A 17,332-nucleotide genomic window follows, 5' to 3' on the forward strand; every position below is an offset into this window, starting at 1 on the left:
TCCTAACTATTTATATCAATTTTTGTTGACCATTTATTAGGTGCGCCAGTAGGAAGATAACGCCAAAGCTTTACACCACCAGTAGCACCATACAAAGTTACTGCTCTAAGTAAGGTAGGGCCTTGAGTTAGGTCAATGTCAAATGAAGAAAAATAAAATGTTGAATAAGTTTGAGTTCCTGTTCCATCGGCCAAGGTTACTGCACGACCGGCTGGGTCAAAATAGGTGACAAATGGGCCTGTAGCAAAATCATATTTGGTAAAGTTACGTTCTGGAGCAGGAAAATCCATATTTGGTATTGGAAAGTAGCTAGCATTAACAATTACATCTGGAGGAAGTTGTTTGGTTAGAATAATTACTTCATCACCTGGTGCAAGTTCTCCCATATCAACTAAAGAAACACTTTGGGTTAAAAATGTTAGATTAATATTTGAATTGTTTAAGGTTAGGGTTTGATCTGTATTTGCAGTATTAACAACTACACCATAAAATTGACGACGTGTAATAGATTGGATACGAGCTTGACGCATTATATTAAAAACTGCTGCTGCCCCATCTTCTGTTTTTACCATTCGTCTTGTAGGATTAAGTGTTAGTACTGTTACGGTAGTTAAAATAGCCAAAATAATAAATACAACTAAGAGTTCTATTAAGCTAAATCCTTTATATCTTTTCATGAGAATAAACTCCAACTCACAGCTTATTAAAAAGTAACAGAGTTAAATTTTAGTTTTGGATTATTAGAAGTATTTAGTAGTAGCTGTAGAACAACTTAAATTTATTTTATAAGTAGAAATATTGTTAGAAGATGTATTAATTTGAGCTTGAGTTACTACTAAGTTAAGTTGTTTGAAAGCTACACTACTAGCTTTATAACTTATCATAAGTAACATAAAAATGACTGTTTAAGCAACGATAAAGTCCTTAAAATAGCAAAAAAAATTAATAAAATCTTAATTTTTCTCCTACAACTTTTTTTAGGTATTTTGTAAGTACATTTTAACTACAAAATGTTTGATTTTTATAAGAATTAAGTAGTACCGTTTAGTGTTAATATTCGCTCAATTTCTGTTGGACGGCTAGCCGCAGTTTTAGCTGTTGTTAAATCAATTAAGCCTGCTTGATAAAGTTCTACAATATGCTGGTCAAATGTTCGCATACCGTAATAGTCCCGTCCTTTTTCCATATAGCTAGTTATTTCTGAAAGCCTATCTGGGCTACGTAAGCATTCGGCAAGTGTGCTATTCATACGTAAAATTTCTATTGCTGGCACCCGTTCACCACCTGTTATAGAAGGCAGTAAACGCAAACTAATAATTGCAGCTAAAGTATTAGCAAGGCGATCTTTAACAGATTGTCGCTCCTGTTCTGGATAAAAGCCTAAGATACGACCAAAGGTTTTTTGAGCATCTGTTGTGTGAATAGCACTAATTACTAAATGTCCTGTTTCAGCCGCAGTTAAGACAGCTTCAAAGGTTTGGCCGTCTCTTATCTCTCCAATCATAATTACATCAGGACTTTGACGAAGTGCTTGACGAAGTGCTGTTTGATAGTCGTTAACGTCTTCTCCTATTTCTCTTTGAGTAATTAAGGAACGAGATTTTTGATAAGTAAATTCTATTGGGTCTTCTACTGTAATAATATGTGTTTTACGAGTACGATTAATTTGTTCTAGGATTGCAGAGATAGTAGTAGATTTACCTTGTCCAGTAGCACCCGTAACTAAAATTAACCCACGAGGTAGGTCTGCAAGAGAAGCAATTTCTACAGGTAGATTTAAGTCAATAAATGTTCGTACTTCTACAGGAATTACTCTTAATACAATGCGAAATAAGTTACGTTGCTTAAAAACACTAGCACGAAAACGACCGATATCTTCTAATTCATAAGCAACATCAGCGGCAGTAAAAGAATTTAAGTCTTCAAAATGGTGTTGCAGTAGTAGTCTTGCAATTAGCTCTGTATCACGGGCTTCTAAAGCATCAGACCTTACATCTATTAAAGTTCCGCTATAGCGAAACATTGGTGGTTCGCCAACAGCCAAAATAATATCGGAAACACCATCTTCAATGGCTAGTTGTAAAAGACTATCGAACTTTTTTCGGTTCATGAAGACTTCCTTAAGAAGAAATAGGAAAAACTTTGGCCGCAAGATTTTATCTTATTAAATCCTAGGTTGCCAAGGTTTTCTACTATATTAGTAGAAATATGATTATTAAAATAAAAATTATTTTAGACTAATTTTCCATCTATTTTAGCAAACTAAACTATAAGAAAATGATTATCTTAGACATTAGCTGTAAACAGCAAGATAATAATTTATAACAAACGCTTGCTTTGGCACTAGCATCTTTAAGCTAGTGAGTTGTATCTGATCAGTTGATCGCAAAACATCTATCAGATACAATGCAATCGCAAATGGAGTAATACTTCAAGTTTTATTAGCTAACTTATAGTAATCTTGGTAATTATCTAAATTAGCAAAAGACATTTAACCCCCCTTTAGGAGTTAACTTTAATGACTGACAAGCTCAAGTTGTTAAACGAACGTAGAGAAGAATCACTGCTGGCTGGAGGTCAAGAACGAATTGACAAACAACACCAGGCCGGAAAAAAGACTGCACGAGAAAGAATAGAATATCTTTTAGATAAAGGTACTTTTGAAGAATTTGACCAATTCAAAAAGCATCGTTGTGAAAACTTTGGCTTAAATAACCAACAATATCCTGGTGATGGTGTGGTAGCAGGTTATGGTCAAGTAGATGGACGACAAGTTTTTGTTTTTGCCCAAGATTTTACAGTTTTTGGTGGATCACTTTCTGAAACTAATGCTGAAAAAATTTGCAAAGTAATGGATATGGCTATGAAAGTGGGCGCACCTGTTATTGGACTTAATGATTCTGGTGGCGCACGTATCCAAGAAGGAGTAGTTTCTTTAGCTGGTTATGCTGACATTTTTTTACGTAATACTTTAGCTTCGGGAGTAGTTCCTCAAATTTCTGCAATCATGGGGCCTTGTGCTGGTGGTGCTGTTTATAGTCCGGCACTAACAGATTTTAATGTAATGGTAAAAAATTCTAGTTATATGTTTATTACTGGCCCAGATGTAATTAAGGCAGTTACTCACGAAGATGTTACTAAAGAGGATTTAGGCGGGGCATTAACTCATAATAGTCGTAGTGGTGTAGCTCATTTTGCTGCTGAGGATGAAGAAGATTGTCTTAACACTATTAGAGAGCTACTTTCTTTTATGCCTTCTAATAATATGACTGACACTCCTCGACGTGCTACTACAGATCCGGTAGATCGTGCAGATAAAGAGCTTAACTCTATAGTTCCTGACAATCCAAACCTACCTTATGATATTCGTAAAGTTATCAGTAAAATTGCTGATGACGAATATTTTTTTGAAGTTGCAGAACATTTTGCAAAAAATATTGTTATTGGTTTTGCTCGTTTAGGGGGCTACTCAGTAGGAATAGTTGCTAATCAACCTGCTATATTAGCAGGCGTTTTAGACATAGATGCTTCGGTAAAAGCTGCAAGATTTGTCCGGTTTTGTGATTGTTTTAATATTCCATTAATTACTTTTGAAGATGTACCAGGGTTTTTACCTGGCATTCAGCAAGAATATAGCGGCATTATTCGACATGGTGCAAAGCTACTTTATGCTTTTGCTGAAGCTACAGTACCAAAATTAACTGTAATAACACGTAAAGCTTATGGAGGAGCTTATTGTGTTATGGCATCTAAGCATATTCGAGCAGACTTAAATTTTGCTTGGCCTAGTGCTGAAATTGCAGTAATGGGAGCAGAGGGAGCAGTAAATATTTTATATCGTCAGCAAATTAATCAAGCTTCAGATGTAGCAACAGCTAGGACAGAAAAAATTAAGGAATATCAAGATAAATTTGCTTCACCGTATATTGCGGCTGAGTATGGATATATTGACGAAGTGATAGAGCCAGCACTTACTCGGCAAAAATTAATCCGTGGCTTAAAGTTACTAGAAAATAAACGAGATACTAACCCACCCAAAAAGCATGGCAATATCCCTTTGTAAAGATTTTAAGGAGTTTAATTTTATGAAATGGCCTAATTATTTTATTGCTTTTATTTGTTTACTTTTTATTACTTTAACTGTTAATGCAGACACTATAAAACTAAAAAATGGTACAGTGGTAAAAGGTAAAGTAATTAGTTTTGCTAGTGGATCTTTTACTGTAGCTTTAGATTTAGGTACTAGTAGTCAATCTAAAGTAATTTTAGATACTCGTGATGTAGAAACAATTGAATTTGACGGGCGTGGGGATGACACTAGCAATGTTTCATCAGTACGTGAAAACAATATTCCTAGGCCAAGTGCGCCAGATGATGATACAGGACATAAAGCAAATAATGCTCCTAGTCGTCCAACACCAGTAGTTACTAAGCCTATTACTAATAGCCCTACAACAAACACGGCTGTTAAAGAGATAGCAACACAAGTGACAGCTAAAGATGATTGGAGTTATGCTAATTTAACAGTTCGCCGAGGCGATCGTATTCGTTTAATTGCTTCTGGGAAAGTAAAGCTTTCTTCTTCACGTGAAAGCGGGCCAGAAGGAATTGAGTTAGAGGATAAAAATAAACTGCTTTTAGATAAGCCTACAGGATCCTTAATTGCTGTTATTGGTGATGATAATGATGATTTTATTCACATTGGACGAGAAGGCGAGTTTGTTGCTAAACGCGATGGAAAGTTATTCCTTAGCGTTAATGAAGGTGATTTAAGCGACAATAGCGGCCAATTTAGTGTCCAAGTAAAAATAGAACCAGCACGCTAAGAAATAACCAAGTATTGTTTATATAAAATAAAAAAATAGCCCAAAATTTTGGGCTATTTTTATTTAGTTCTAGCTAATTCTAATTATTATCTATCTAGTTTACTTAAGAAAGGAAAGGTTTTAACTAAATTTTGCCATGATAAAGTTTCAGTTAAGCTATGAAATAATGAATAAGCTACAGGTGTTACTAGCAAAGTAAGAAGTAAACAAAGTGATTGCCCACCTATAACAATAATTGCTACTGAACGCCGAGAAGCTGAACCCGGCCCTTGACCTAGAGCCATTGGTAACATACCAGCAACTAAAGCAATAGTAGTCATTAAAATAGGGCGCAATCTATCTTGACAAGCTCGAATTACTGCTTCATAAGTGCTTAAGCCGCGGTTTCGTAGTTGATTAGCATGGTCAATTTGCAAAATAGAGTTTTTCTTTACTATTCCAAAGAGCATTAAGATTCCTAGAGCAGAAAAAATATTTAACGTTTGGTTAAACATAATTAATGAAAGCAGAGCAAAAGGAATAGAAAGGGGTAAGCTGAGTAAAATTGTTATTGGGTCAAGGAAACTTTCAAATTGTGCAGCTAAGACCATATACATAAAAACAAATGAAAGTATAAAAGCAATTAAAAAGTTTGTTGCTGCTCGCCCTAATTCACGGCTTCGACCTTGTACACCATATTGATATTCTGGAGAAAGGTTTAACTTAGAGACATGCGCGTCTATTATTTGTAATACTGGGCCTAAAGATTGCCCACGCTCAATATTTCCAGAAATTATTACTTGTCGTTGTCGATTATATCGGTCAATTTGTGCTGGGCCCGTACCTGCTTGAATTCGTACCACTTGATCTAAGCGTACAGTCCCTTGTTTAGAAGATGGAACTGTTAACAGACTAAGAGCATTTGGACTGTTACGGTCTGAAAGTTGAGCGCGGATCTGAATATCATAACGGTCTTCACCTTCTCGAAAATTAGAAGCTTGGTCATTACCACCAATAAGTGTGCGAATTGTTGTAGCAATATCACTAATTCTAACGCCTAAATCTGCAGCACGCTCACGGTCAATATAAATTCTAGTTTCCGGCTTACCTGTAATTAAACTATTATCAACATCTACTACACCAGGAACTGTTTTTACAAAGTCCATAACTTTAGCTGAGTATTCAGTAAGTTTATTTAGGTCTGGGCCTCTTAAACTATATTGAATATCAGAATTTTTCATAGAACTACTAGAAATACTAGCAACATACAAAACAGAGGCTCTCAAATCTTTATATTTGCCCATTAAACGACGTGCTTTTTCCATTACTTCAGCTTGAGGATAGTCACGCTCAGTAACATCAATAATTTTTACATAAATACTTGCAGCATTAGGGGTTTGCTGGGCATCGCCTCCAATTGTAGTAAGTAAGTTTGTTACTCCTGTAAGTTGACGTAGCTCATCTTCTATTTTGCTAAGAGTTTCAGAGGTTGCTGTAAGTGAATAGCCTTCTGGAGCGCGAATATCAATTTGAAAATCGCTTGTATCATCTTGTGTAATAAAGTCTTTACCAACTCTTTGAAATAAAGGTACAGTAGTTAATATAACTACAATGGAAACAACTACAACTAATAACCTATAGTTCATACAAAAACGTAGCATTGCCATATAACTACGTTCAATTAAGCTATAGAAGAAAGACTGTTTAGCACTATGAGCTTTTTTGTTAACTTTAAGAAAACGTGCTGACATCATTGGAGTTAGAGTAAAGCTAACAAGTAATGAAACACCTATGGCAAAAGCTGTTGTTAGTCCAAAGCTTTTCATAAAACGTCCAACAATACCGCCCATAAAAGCTACTGGAAGAAAAATAATTATTAAAGAAAGAGTTGTTGCCATAACAGCTAGCCCTATTTCATGTGTTGCTTCACGGGCCGCTTGAAGTGGCGACATCTGCTTTTCTTCCATAAATCGGTAAATATTTTCTAGTACAACTATAGCATCATCTATAACTATTCCAACCGAAAGCACTAAGGCTAACATAGTCATTTGGTTAAGCGTAAAATCCATGTAGTACATCAATGCAAAAGTTGAAATTATTGAAGTAGGAATAGCAATAGCAGCAATTATGGTAGAACGGAAGTTACCTAAAAATAGCAATACTACTAAAGCAGCTAAAAACCCTCCTAAAATTAAATGTTCTTTAATAGCTTCAAAAGAGCCTTTAATAAAACGGGATTGGTCACGAATAATTTGCACTTGGAAATCTGGAGGCAAAAGTTTTTGAATCTCTGATAGACGTTCTTTTACATTTTCAACTACTTGTAAAGTATTGTTTCCAGACTGTTTACGAACTTCTAAAATAACAGCTTCGTTTCCATCTAACCGAGCCATTGTACGAGGTTCTTCAATCCCGTCTTCAATATAACCAATGTCAGAAATTCTTACAGGATTATTATTAATTGTAGCTATGATAATTTTACTAAAGTCTGCTGTGTTAGTAATACGCCCTAGAGTACGAACCACTTGTTCGCGGCTGCCTTGGTCAATACGTCCACCGGGTAACTCTATATTTTGGCTAACTAAAGCAGCCTCTACTTGTGGGATTGTTAAGTTATAAGCTGTTAATTTTTGGGTATCTATCCAAATTTGTATTTGTCTTTTACGATCACCTATAAAACGCACTTGTACAACACCACTAATAGATTCAATAGCTTGCTTGATTTTTTTATCAGCAATTTCTGTAATTTCTCTTGAACTTCGTTTAGCAGAAACAGCAATTGACATTACAGGTGTAGCATCTGGGTCAAGTTTTTCTACAATAGGCGGGTCTATTTCCTGTGGTAAATCTCCTAGAATCGTATTAACTTTATCTCTAACATCTTGAGCCGCCTGGTCAGTATCACGCTCTAAAACAAAGGTAATAAAAACTAATGATACTCCTTCTGTAGAAACAGAGCGTAATTCATCTATACCAGGTAAAGTATTTACAGATTCTTCTATTTTCTTTGTTATTTCTGTTTCTACTTCTTCAGGAGAAGCTCCACGTAGTGTAGTAGTTACAGTGATAGTAGGGAAATCAACTTTAGGGAATAAATCAACTCCTAAAATGCTATAAGCAAAGCCACCTATAAAAGTAAGTGCTAATATAAGCATTGTGGCAAAAACAGGACGCTCAATACAAAGTTCTGCTAATTTTTGCATAAAAATCCTTTCGGTCTAGTTACTTTGTTGATTTACCACAGTGCCATCAGCTAGCTTATCTAAATTACTAGTAATAACTGTTTCATTAGCACTAACACCAGAGATTATTTCTATTAATTCGCCATCTTTTTGGCCTAAAGTGACTTCTCTAGCTTGAGCCTTTCCATCAGCTAAAACATAGATTTTATTTAGACCTACAGCAGTAATAACAGCTTTTTGAGGTACAAGTAAAACAGGTCTTTTTTCTCCAAAAGTTAATTTAACACGTGCAAACATTCCTGCTTTAAGCTCTAATTTAGGGTTTTCAATGGTTGCTTCTACCATTAAGGAACGAGAGTTTTTGTCTACGGCTGGACTAAAACGAGTAATTTTTCCTACAAATTGTTTATCTGGCAAACTATCTACGGTAAAACTTATAGTTTCACCTGATTTTAATTGTTGTAAATATTGTTCTGGAACAGTAGTACGAAGTCGCAAAGGATTGATTTGAATAAGTTTAACTAATGGCTCACCTTTTTTAACATATTGTCCTGTAGATGCTAATCTTTCTTTAACCGAAGCCGTTATAGGTGCATAAATAATAGAATCTTTTAGTTGTTTATCAGCAAGCTGTAAGTTGGCATGAGCTTGTATTAAATTAGCTCCGTAACCCTCTACTTGAGCAATTGCCGTTTCCCAACGTGCGCGAGTTTGGTCATATAATGATTTATTACGGTCATATTCTTGACGAGAAATTACCCCATCTTTAAGTAATTGTTCTGTACGTTCAAAGTCTATTTTGGCTTTTTCCAGTGCTGCATAAGCATCACGTACTGCTGGATGGGAATCATTAGACTCGCCGGGTTTACCTGCCTGACCTAAAGTTATTTCTGCAATAGAAAGATTTGCTTTAGCCTGCTCTAATTTCCAACCCAATTCACGTTCATCTAAAGAAAAAAGTTTATCGCCTTTTTTTACGTAACTACCTAAATCAATGTGCATGCTTGAGAGCTTGCCGTCTAATTCACTGCTAACAATAACTTCTTCCTGGCCCTCTAATGTTCCAGTAAGTTCTAATGCACTAGATAAACTACGTTCAATAGCAGAACTAGTAGTTACACTTATAGAAGTTGGAGCAGTTGCTAAAACGCTAGCTTGGCTTGTGTTTGCTTGTGCTGGTGGTTCTGAACGTTGACAAGCAGTAAAAAGTAATAGTGGTAGTAATAAAATAAGTGTTTTGCTCATGTATTATTCCTTAGCTGAACGAGAATTTTGGTCTTGTAAAATCCCAAAAAGGAAAATATTAGTTATTTCTTCTGCTGCTTCCCAAGGAGAAAGCTTTTGCATTTCGCTATCTTGAAATAATTCTCTAGAAATGCCCCATTGCTTTACTAAACTAAAAAAAAATTTAGCTGTTAATATAGGATCTATAGTGCGAAATGCTCCGTCTTCAATACGCTGCTTTATATACTTAATAGCAGGCTCTCTAACTTGTCTTGCCGTACTTTCTAAAAAGGCTTGTGCTAATTGATGTTTTTCTAAAGCACTATAAAAAAGTAGTCTTAACAAAGTTTGATCCTTGTGCATCATTTCTAATATCTGAGCAGCTAGCCTAGTAAAAACTCCTCGGTCATCTTTCTTCTGCATTAACTCTACGCAATTTAACCACAGAGGTTGCATGAGTTCGGTTGTTTTTTCGTGTAAAATTGCAGAATAAAGATCTTGTTTGGTGGGAAAATGGCGAAAAATAATAGCTTCGCTTACGTCTAATCGCTCAGCAATTTCTTTGGTAGTAGTTCCATTAAAACCTTTTTGAGAAAAAATTTCTGCTGCTATAGATAATATTTGCTCTTTGCGGTCTGCACTACAAAAGCGTTGCTTTTTCTTAGTTTCTTTAACTTCTTCAACTAATGTTTTTGTGTCTTCCATAATATTTTTACCAAGTAAGTAAGTGATTACTTACATTAGCATAAGAGAAAAATAATTTGCAACGGGGTAGTGATAACTAAATAAAGTTAATATTAGGCAAAGTTGGTAGGTTTATTTTTAGTTATTGTAGGGAATTTAGCCGGAATATTTATTAAGGTTTTATTAAAATTTTGGAGATGAGTTATTGACGATTTTTATATTTGGAAATACCCTAAGAGTTCTATAAAATCCTACTAATTTTAGCCTGAAAAATTGCCCCTTTTAAGTCAACTGCAAAGTAATTTGATTAAGTAATTTGCTGTAAAGGAATAATTATGTTTAAGACTATAAAAGAATTTCACTGTATATTATTAACTATTTTGTTTTTCTTTATGTTAGCAACACCTAATATACTAGCGCAATCTTCTGGATCAACTAGTAGTGCAATTAATGGGCAAGTAATTGACGGCCAAAAATCAGCCATAAGTTCTGCTACCTTAACAATAAAGAATATAGCTACTAATTTTACTAGAGAAATTATTCCAAACAGTGATGGATCTTTTAGTTTTCGCCAGTTACCACCTGGTAACTATCAATTAACAGTTCAAGCAGATGGTTTTGCTACACAAGTTATTCCTATTACTTTAGTTTTAGGCACTACAGCACTTTTAGATGTGGAGTTAGCTTTAGGGGAATCCACTCAAGTTATAGAGGTTTTAGCTAATAGCCTTGTAGAAGGTAAAACAGAAGGCAGCACAAATGTTGACCGAACTACAATAGAAAAACTACCAATTAATCGACGAAATTTCTTAGATTTTTCTACTACTGCGGCGCGTGTTGTGTCAGATGGTGGGGCAATAGGAGCAACTGCTACATCAGGACTTTCATTTAATGGGCAATCGGGACGTTTTAATAATGTTACTATTGATGGGTTAGATAATAATGATTCTGGCTCTGGTTCAGTCAGAGCAACATTTAGTCAAGATGCTGTACAAGAATTCCAAATTATTTCAGATAACTACTCGGCTGAATTTGGCCGGGCTTTAGGCGGAGTAGTTAATATTGTTACAAGGGGTGGCACAAATGATTATCATGGGGGACTATTTTTCTTTAACCGCAATGATGAAACTAGTGCTAAAGAGCCTTTTTCTGATATTAATCCAGAATTTCGCCAATACCAATTTGGGGCCGTTTTAGGTGGGCCAATCAAAAAAGATAAAGCTTTCTTTTTTACTTCTTTTGAACGACTAACTATTAAGCAAAATACTATTGTAACTATCAGTGATAATGTTGTAGCAGCAGCTAGAAGGCAAGGTTTTTCAGATGTTCAAAATGGCCCAAGACCTTTTTCCATTGGGACTACAACCCTACTTGCTAGAGCAGATTTTCGCCTCAATCCCCAAAATTCTTTGTTTGTTCGTTATAATGGTGGATTTTCCTTTAACTCTGGTTTTGATTTCTTTGGTGGTCTTATAGACTATAGCAATAGCGGAAGACAAAGCTTAGATGATAATACGTTAGTTGTTAATAATGTTTACCTTAATACAGGGCTAAATTTAGTTAATGAAACAAGGTTTCTTTTTACGGTTAGAAATCAAGATGATTTTCCTCTAGATCCTGGGCCACAAGTACGAATAACAACAGAAGATGGGGTAAACACTTTTGGAAGAAGTTCTTTTTTACCGCAGCCTAGAGATCAACGCTTTTACCAATTTGTTAATAATTTGTCTTTAACTAGAGGCCGTCATCAAATTAAATTTGGGGGGGATCTCTTTGTAACTGCGCCTCCAGAAGGTAAATCAGCCTTGCCCTTTATTCCTGGAGGACTAGCGGTTTTTGGCCCGTTAAATTTTACTGCTTTAACAGGTATTCCAAACCTACCTAGTTTTACAGGCTTAGAAGCCTTTGATTCTAATTTACGTAGTCCAGCACAATTGGCTTTTCTAACTGCTGCCGCAGCATTGCTACCTAATCTAGCTCCAGGGCTTCCAGCAAATCTACCACTAGCACAGCTTTCATTACCTACAGCTTACACTCAAGGTTTTGGTGATCCTAATGTAGTAACACCATCTAAGTTTTTTGCAGTTTTTGCACAAGATGATTTTAAGATAAAGCGTAATTTACTTATAAAAGCAGGTCTTCGCTATGACTTAAATCGATCTCGTTTTGTTCCAAACAACAATGGTAATGTTTCTCCAAGGTTAGCTTTTTCTTATAGTCCAACAAAATTTACTAATTTAAGACTTCATGCTTCTTATGGGTTATTTTTTGCTGTACCCGTCACTGGTGTTGCTGTTGGTGTAAACTTACTTACTACAGGTAGAGTTAAAGTTCCTGTAATTCCTTTTCCTTTCTCTATTATCCCTTTTTCCTTACCAGGCCGTAAGTTTCCAGACTCCTTTAGCTTGCCTCCAGGAGTTTCTCTAGTTCCACAATTAAGCCAAACTACTACCTATGAGCCAAACTTACGTAGCAGTTATACTCAGCAAGTAAACTTTGGTATTAATTATTTTCTAAAAGATAAATATGCTCTTTCTGTAGATTATGACTTTGTTCGAGGGATAAAATTATTTTCTACTAGAAATATAAATCCTGTAGTACGTCCTACTAATAGTCTTACAGATAGCTTAATTAATGGACGAGTTAACACTAGTCAAGGCGATATACAACAATTTGAGTCTGCTTTTGATAGTTATTTTCATGCCTTAACCATTTCTGTAAATAAACGATTTGACCAGCGATTTAGCGTGCTAGCAAGTTATACTTTTTCTAAATTAATTGATAATGTGCTAGATTTTGGCACACTTTCACGGGAAGTTGTTGATCCATTAAATATTGCTCAAGAACGTGGTTTAGGTGTAATAGATACTCGTAGCCGGTTTGTTATTTCAGGAATTTGGGATCTTAGTTATAAGCAAAATGTTGTGTTAAATGGGTTACAACTTTCTAGCATTGTTACTTTAACTTCAGGCAAACCTTATAATTTGCTAGCAGGTGTTGACTTAAACCGTAATTTTGATAACCCTCCAGGCGATTGACCACTACAAGGTGGTGTTAGCATTGGGCGTAATGCTGGAATTACTCCAGGTTTTGCTAATATGGATATGCGTTTAACAAAAGTTTTTAATATTAAGGAAAGTTACCGCTTAGAAGCTTATATAGAAGCTTTTAATTTATTTAACCGAGTTAATATTGATCAAAGCACAATTGCACGTGTCTTTATGCCTGACGCGCAAGGTAATTTTAACTTACCTGCAAAAGATGGGGGCCGTTTTATTGTTCCTAGAGAGCGGTTTAGAGGTGCTTTTGCTCCTCGTCAAATACAATTTGGTTTTCGCTTTAGCTTTTGAAAGTTATAAAGGTGTTCTAAATGCTAGATAAAGAAGAAGTTATTTCCTTTATTCATAATATAAAGGTTCCATTTTCAAAAGATATATACGGTGGTTTAGCCAAAGCTACAGGTCTTATGGGGCTTAGTAAAGAAGGTGTGGTTTTAGAATTTGAAATTGGGGAAGCTATTTTTGATTCAAAGTTGATAAAATCAGATGTTAAATATAGAGTAATTCCTTTTAGAGAAATAGATTATATTAACTTAAAAAAAGGGTTATTTTTTACTACTCTAACCATTAGAACCAAAGGCTTAAAAGCTTTAAGTGATATTCCAGGAAGTCATCAAGCTGAAGTTAAATTTCGCATTCCCCGCAAATGCCGCAATATTGCTAGTGAGTTTGTATCATGTGTAGTGTTGAAAATCTCTGAGCATGAAATAGAAAAAATACAAGGCCAAAACTTAAATTTACTAGATAGTTAGTACTCTGTAAACTAAATTTACTGATATTTTAATCTTAAGCCCCAACGGGGCGACATAACTGTAGCCTAGGGTGTAAACCCTAGGAAATAATAATTAAGTCTCTCAAGCCCTGAAGGGGCGCGCATAGTCTTTTCTTAACATTAAAAAACTATGCCCGCCCCGTTGGGGCTTTTGGGAATGCCTGATTATCATACCTAGGGTTGAAACCCTGCGTATGATTTATTTAATTTATGCTGTAGTTAGTAAACAAAAAATTTATATGGTTACTCAAATATCAAAACTCCTTTTAATTGCTACTGTAATATTCTTAGGTCTTTCTGCTGGGGCAATGCTTACAGAAGCGATTCTTTTTGTGCCTTACTGGAAAAAAATGCCGGCTCAAGATTTTTTGGCTTGGTTTAGAAATAATGAGCCTCATTTAGTTAGTTTTTTTGGTACATCACAGATTTTAGGATTAATTGTTACTCTTTTAGTTACTATACTTTACCAACTCCAACGCCTTCCAAATAAGAACTTGCTAGCTATAGCTACACTAATTAATATTTTTATTTTGCTACTTTACCCAATATATTTTAAGCAAGCTAATGCTAGTTTTGCTGCTGCAACTATTGATCTTAATAATGTTTCACAGGAACTTATAAACTGGGGTATGTGGCAATGGGTTCGTACTTTTCTAGGAATAAGCGCATTTTTTGTAGCAGTTTTAGCATTAAAAGAAAAAAATAATTAAAATATTTTGTCTGTCTTTATAGATTAAGTTATATTTTGGTTTAGAAAATAAATCTTAAAACAATAAAGTGTTTTCATGAGCCAAGATTTACTTAATGGTTATAAATTAACAATAGAAAAAGCTTTTTTACTAGTTTTAATAGCTTTTATTGGCTATTTATTATTTAGTTTACTTTATCCTTTTTCTACAGCAATACTTTGGGCATTTACCTTAGCAATTGTTCTTCAACCCTGGCAAAAATGGTTAAATAAAAAAATACCTAATAAAACAGTTGTAGCTTTGATTGGTGTTGCTACTGCTGTAACGGTGATTATTGTTCCATTAGTTTTTGTTTCATTTCAAATAACTAAAGAAATAAAAATAATTTATCAATATTTCCAAAACCCTCAAAATGTTGATGCTTTAGTAGAATTAGCAAAAGATAACAAAATACTTATTTGGTTAGACAAGAATGCTAATATTTCTCCTGTGGATATAAAAGAAAGCTTATCAGAAAAAATTAGTACAATATTAAATTTTGCACTTCAATATGTCACCAAAATAATTTCTAACTCTTTCTCTTTAATTATTAATTTTATTTTTACTCTTTTTACTTTATTTTTTCTTCTACGTGATGGAGATAAATTTCTACATTGGTTATTAAAACTTCTACCTATTAGTAATGAAAAAAATTAGAACTAGTTGAAAGAGTAAAACTAGTAATTAATGCTACACTTTTTGGAAATGTTGTTGTAGCTATTACTCAAGCTAGTTTAGCTGGTTTTATGTTCTATTTATTGGGAGTTCCTGCTGTATTAATTTGGACAGTAATAATGGCAATCTTAGCAATGATTCCAATGGTTGGAACTGCTTTTATTTGGATACCTACAGCTATTTGGCTCTTTTTAACAGGATCTGTTGCTAAAGCAATTATTTTAGTTTTATGGGGTATTTTTGTTGTTAGTACAATTGATAATGTTCTTAGACCAATGCTTGTTGGTAGACAAACTAATTTACCTACAATAGTTACTTTTTATAGTGTTTTAGGTGGAATAAGAATATTTGGCCCATTAGGATTAGTCTTAGGCCCACTTATTGTAGCTAGCTTTGTCACTTTACTTAATTTTATCTTTCCAAAGAATGAAGAAATAAAACCAACTACAACAACTCAAGAAATAAAGCAGACAACACAACCAGAAAACCCAGAAAAACTAGATGAATTAAAAGAAGTTACAGAAAATCATCAAGTTGAAAAAGATAAAGAGCTTGAGACTGATAAAACAGTTTCAACTGTAAACGACTAGTTAGTTTTAATTAAGTGGTTAAAGTCTCCTTAGCTTCTTTAGCTTCTTTGTTTGGGTTATCTTCCATTATTGTATGTTGTGGATTTTTTACAACTATTACAGAGCAATGAGCATTATTAGTAACTTTTTCTGCTACTGAACCAAGTAGAAAGCGAGAAAGTCCATGTCTTCCGTGAGTTCCAACAATTATTAAATTAGCACCCCATTCTTTGGCTTCGTTAATAATTTCATCAGCAGCAAAACCACCTCTAACATGGCGAGAAACAGGTAAATTTGTTTTTTGTAGCTTTGTAGCTGCTTCTGCAACTAAATTTTCAGAAGCCTGCATTAACTCAGAAGCTAGCTTGTAATGTGTAACAGCAGGCCCAAGGCTAGATAGAGGTTCAATAACTGTAATAACTCTTAATTCTGTGTTTGCAGGCCAAAGCCAACTGGCTGCATAATTAACTGCTTCCTCAGCATAAGTTGAACCATCAGTAGCCACTAAAACCTTAATTTTATTTGAAGCAACTTCTTGTTTATGAGTTTCAAAGGGACGTACTACTAAGATTGGGCAAGAAGACTTTCTTAGCAATTTATCTGTGGTAGAACCAAAAAGTAAAGAGCTTGTAGTAGAAAAAACGGAAGGGGAATAACTAGCTTCACGAGTAGCTAAACAAACTAAATCTATTTTATGGCTTTCTATATATTCATTAATTTTTTCATAAGCTTTACCTCTAACTACTACATATTTAACCAAATTAGAATTAATATCTGATATAGGAAAAGCTTCTTTTAGACGATTAGTAGCGTCTTCTAAATCAGCATGGGAGTCTTCAACCGCATGTAGGAGGTGAAGTTCCGAGTTATAAGTTTTTGCAAGAGTTAAGGCATAGGCTAATGAAAAGGGTGAGTGTTTAGAAAAATTATCAGCAACTAGTATTTTTCTTATATCAGCTTTTTTACTATCAGGATTAACTAAGGCTTGTTCGCCAGGATGAGTAATTAATATTGGACAAGGTGCAGTTCGACAAATGGACTCAGCGTTTGAACCAAAAAGGGCTGCTGTATAAGGATGCCTTTTAGCATACATCACCATTAAATCTATTTTGTGGTTTTGTGCTATTTCTGTAATGGCTTCTGCTACATTTCCTTCAGTAATGATTACTTCCCATTCAATTTTTTTGTCTAAGTGAATTTGATTTTTCTCCATTAAATCTGCTAAATAGTTTTTAACTTTTTGTCCACCTGCTGGTAAAGGCTCTTCAGCACAATAACAAATGTAAAGTTTAGCTTGAAAATCACTTGCAAGTGATATTGCATAAACTAAAGCTTGAGTTGATTCTGGAGAAAGGTTTGTCGGCCATAAGATTCGATCAATTTGATAATTAATATTTCTTAGACTTGTCATAATTGCCCCCTAAAACAGCCTCTAATTTTAAGCATAATCGCTGCTTAAACTCTTACTAGGCAATAGCTGTACCATAAAATTAAAGCTTTTATTGATTAAACAATTTTAGTTAAACCCTTAAGTTTTACTTATTGATTTTAGTAGCTTTATATTCTAGCTATCAACTAATTCTAGTTAGAAAAGTTTTAAGGTTTTATATATCTAAAATATAGCTAGATTACGT

15 protein-coding genes are annotated in these 17,332 nt (G+C 34.5%); 8 read left to right on the forward strand and 7 right to left on the reverse strand.

From position 1 onward, the window contains the following. Positions 1–2: 2 nt before the first annotated feature. The 3 genes from IPK14_23140 to IPK14_23150 form a co-directional block, all read right to left on the reverse strand. Positions 3–677 carry a prepilin-type N-terminal cleavage/methylation domain-containing protein gene (locus IPK14_23140; GenBank protein MBK7996165.1) on the reverse strand — a complete coding sequence of 225 codons (675 nt, stop codon included), beginning with the start codon at positions 675–677 and terminating at the stop codon, positions 3–5. 63 nt (positions 678–740) lie between these two features. Continuing rightward, complete coding sequence (locus tag IPK14_23145) at positions 741–893, reverse strand: hypothetical protein (GenBank protein MBK7996166.1); 153 nt, start codon at positions 891–893, stop codon at positions 741–743. Between the two features lie 137 nt (positions 894–1,030). Then, a complete protein-coding gene (locus tag IPK14_23150) occupies positions 1,031–2,110 on the reverse strand; it encodes a PilT/PilU family type 4a pilus ATPase (GenBank protein MBK7996167.1) in 1,080 nt (359 codons plus the stop codon). 408 nt (positions 2,111–2,518) lie between these two features. Here IPK14_23150 and IPK14_23155 point away from each other — a divergent pair, with 408 nt between their 5' ends. Beyond that, entirely contained in the window at positions 2,519–4,063 is a 1,545-nt protein-coding gene (locus tag IPK14_23155; GenBank protein ID MBK7996168.1) for an acyl-CoA carboxylase subunit beta, read from the forward strand. Between the two features lie 22 nt (positions 4,064–4,085). After that, the gene (locus tag IPK14_23160) at positions 4,086–4,826 is read left to right on the forward strand and encodes a hypothetical protein (protein ID MBK7996169.1); all 741 of its coding nucleotides are present in this window, start codon (positions 4,086–4,088) and stop codon (positions 4,824–4,826) included. A gap of 86 nt (positions 4,827–4,912) precedes the next feature. Here the strand turns inward: IPK14_23160 and IPK14_23165 are convergent, their stop codons facing one another. Genes IPK14_23165 through IPK14_23175 form a run of 3 tightly spaced genes read right to left on the reverse strand, consistent with a single transcriptional unit; the run spans position 4,913 to position 9,916 of the window. Then, positions 4,913–8,008 carry an efflux RND transporter permease subunit gene (locus IPK14_23165; protein MBK7996170.1) on the reverse strand — a complete coding sequence of 1,032 codons (3,096 nt, stop codon included), beginning with the start codon at positions 8,006–8,008 and terminating at the stop codon, positions 4,913–4,915. Between the two features lie 15 nt (positions 8,009–8,023). Further along, positions 8,024–9,232 carry an efflux RND transporter periplasmic adaptor subunit gene (locus IPK14_23170; protein ID MBK7996171.1) on the reverse strand — a complete coding sequence of 403 codons (1,209 nt, stop codon included), beginning with the start codon at positions 9,230–9,232 and terminating at the stop codon, positions 8,024–8,026. Between the two features lie 3 nt (positions 9,233–9,235). Then, the gene (locus IPK14_23175) at positions 9,236–9,916 is read right to left on the reverse strand and encodes a TetR/AcrR family transcriptional regulator (protein MBK7996172.1); all 681 of its coding nucleotides are present in this window, start codon (positions 9,914–9,916) and stop codon (positions 9,236–9,238) included. A gap of 314 nt (positions 9,917–10,230) precedes the next feature. Between IPK14_23175 and IPK14_23180 the strand changes: the two genes are divergently transcribed. The 6 genes from IPK14_23180 (at position 10,231) to IPK14_23205 (ending at position 15,719) form a co-directional block, all read left to right on the forward strand. Then, entirely contained in the window at positions 10,231–12,933 is a 2,703-nt protein-coding gene (locus IPK14_23180; GenBank protein MBK7996173.1) for a TonB-dependent receptor, read from the forward strand. A 60-nt stretch (positions 12,934–12,993) separates the two neighbouring features. Then, positions 12,994–13,245 carry a hypothetical protein gene (locus IPK14_23185; GenBank protein MBK7996174.1) on the forward strand — a complete coding sequence of 84 codons (252 nt, stop codon included), beginning with the start codon at positions 12,994–12,996 and terminating at the stop codon, positions 13,243–13,245. Positions 13,246–13,265: 20 nt separating this feature from the next. Further along, complete coding sequence (locus tag IPK14_23190) at positions 13,266–13,706, forward strand: hypothetical protein (GenBank protein MBK7996175.1); 441 nt, start codon at positions 13,266–13,268, stop codon at positions 13,704–13,706. Between the two features lie 214 nt (positions 13,707–13,920). After that, positions 13,921–14,436 (forward strand): DUF1772 domain-containing protein, encoded by a 516-nt coding sequence (locus IPK14_23195; protein MBK7996176.1) that lies wholly within the window; start codon positions 13,921–13,923, stop codon positions 14,434–14,436. 75 nt (positions 14,437–14,511) lie between these two features. Beyond that, a complete protein-coding gene (locus IPK14_23200; protein ID MBK7996177.1) occupies positions 14,512–15,111 on the forward strand; it encodes an AI-2E family transporter in 600 nt (199 codons plus the stop codon). Positions 15,112–15,137: 26 nt separating this feature from the next. Beyond that, positions 15,138–15,719, forward strand: a complete 582-nt coding sequence (locus IPK14_23205; GenBank protein ID MBK7996178.1) for an AI-2E family transporter — start codon at positions 15,138–15,140, stop codon at positions 15,717–15,719. A 10-nt stretch (positions 15,720–15,729) separates the two neighbouring features. On the opposite strand, the gene IPK14_23210 is transcribed toward IPK14_23205, so the two are convergent. Continuing rightward, complete coding sequence (locus tag IPK14_23210) at positions 15,730–17,109, reverse strand: universal stress protein (GenBank protein ID MBK7996179.1); 1,380 nt, start codon at positions 17,107–17,109, stop codon at positions 15,730–15,732. Positions 17,110–17,332: the final 223 nt, after the last annotated feature.

The organism is Blastocatellia bacterium (assembly GCA_016713405.1).
Lineage (GTDB): Bacteria > Acidobacteriota > Blastocatellia > Chloracidobacteriales > JADJPF01 > JADJPF01.

What these genes read in the sequence shown, in the direction of transcription:
- IPK14_23190 (MBK7996175.1), top strand. Translation starts at nt 13,266, where the DNA reads ATGCTAGATAAAGAAGAAGTTATTTCCTTTATTCATAATATAAAGGTT.
- IPK14_23150 (MBK7996167.1), bottom strand. Translation starts at nt 2,110, where the DNA reads ATGAACCGAAAAAAGTTCGATAGTCTTTTACAACTAGCCATTGAAGAT.
- IPK14_23165 (MBK7996170.1), bottom strand. Translation starts at nt 8,008, where the DNA reads ATGCAAAAATTAGCAGAACTTTGTATTGAGCGTCCTGTTTTTGCCACA.
- IPK14_23145 (MBK7996166.1), bottom strand. Translation starts at nt 893, where the DNA reads ATGTTACTTATGATAAGTTATAAAGCTAGTAGTGTAGCTTTCAAACAA.
- IPK14_23185 (MBK7996174.1), top strand. Translation starts at nt 12,994, where the DNA reads ATGGATATGCGTTTAACAAAAGTTTTTAATATTAAGGAAAGTTACCGC.
- IPK14_23210 (MBK7996179.1), bottom strand. Translation starts at nt 17,109, where the DNA reads ATGACAAGTCTAAGAAATATTAATTATCAAATTGATCGAATCTTATGG.
- IPK14_23200 (MBK7996177.1), top strand. Translation starts at nt 14,512, where the DNA reads ATGAGCCAAGATTTACTTAATGGTTATAAATTAACAATAGAAAAAGCT.
- IPK14_23170 (MBK7996171.1), bottom strand. Translation starts at nt 9,232, where the DNA reads ATGAGCAAAACACTTATTTTATTACTACCACTATTACTTTTTACTGCT.
- IPK14_23160 (MBK7996169.1), top strand. Translation starts at nt 4,086, where the DNA reads ATGAAATGGCCTAATTATTTTATTGCTTTTATTTGTTTACTTTTTATT.
- IPK14_23195 (MBK7996176.1), top strand. Translation starts at nt 13,921, where the DNA reads ATGATTTATTTAATTTATGCTGTAGTTAGTAAACAAAAAATTTATATG.
- IPK14_23140 (MBK7996165.1), bottom strand. Translation starts at nt 677, where the DNA reads ATGAAAAGATATAAAGGATTTAGCTTAATAGAACTCTTAGTTGTATTT.
- IPK14_23175 (MBK7996172.1), bottom strand. Translation starts at nt 9,916, where the DNA reads ATGGAAGACACAAAAACATTAGTTGAAGAAGTTAAAGAAACTAAGAAA.
- IPK14_23155 (MBK7996168.1), top strand. Translation starts at nt 2,519, where the DNA reads ATGACTGACAAGCTCAAGTTGTTAAACGAACGTAGAGAAGAATCACTG.
- IPK14_23180 (MBK7996173.1), top strand. Translation starts at nt 10,231, where the DNA reads ATGTTTAAGACTATAAAAGAATTTCACTGTATATTATTAACTATTTTG.